Genomic DNA, 579 nt, shown 5'->3' with positions numbered 1-579 from the left:
CGAGCACCAGCACTACAAGGCCAGCATCAACCTGATCAACGGCGCCTTTCGTGGCCACTTCAAGTTGCGCAGTGAGGAGTTCCTGCGCCTGAGCCAGGCGCTGATCGACGCCGACGTGGCCAGCGGCTACTACTTCGTCGCCATCCTGCTGCAACAGGGGGCGGCCGGCCTGCGGGAAGATCCGGAAATGGCCCTGCGCTATTACCGCAAGGCCGCCGACGAGGGCAGCGCCCTGGCCCAAGCCCTGGTGGCCGACAAGTTGGCCCCCATAAAGTTCGCACCGGATGTTGCCCGGCAGATGCGGCGCTGTGCAGCGGAACAGGGGAATGGGAAAGCTGCCAGAGCACTGGGTGTCCACCTGTCAGTGGCAGGTAGCTATCAAGAGGCCCTTGAGGTCTTTCAGCTAGGAGCTGCGGCAGGTGATGAAAGCTCAGCAGGACGTTTGTGGAAAGCGTTCGAGGGACCGTCCCCGACAGACACCCTCTACTACCTAGGCCAGGAGAAAGACCTCGAACGTGCCGAACGCTACAAAGCAATCTGGAGCATTCTCGCGGATTACTCCTACGCCAAGCCCTCAGT

General features: G+C 61.7%; 1 protein-coding gene. It reads left to right on the top strand.

Annotated features, from left to right (window positions below):
* On the top strand, positions 1-579 hold a 579-nt coding region (locus E8F20_RS14645; protein ID WP_280284352.1), incomplete at both ends, for a DUF6396 domain-containing protein.

The organism is Pseudomonas sp. BN415, from assembly GCF_029871195.1.
Classification (GTDB): Bacteria; Pseudomonadota; Gammaproteobacteria; order Pseudomonadales; family Pseudomonadaceae; genus Metapseudomonas; species Metapseudomonas resinovorans.
This window is presented reverse-complemented; position numbering and strand designations above follow the sequence as displayed.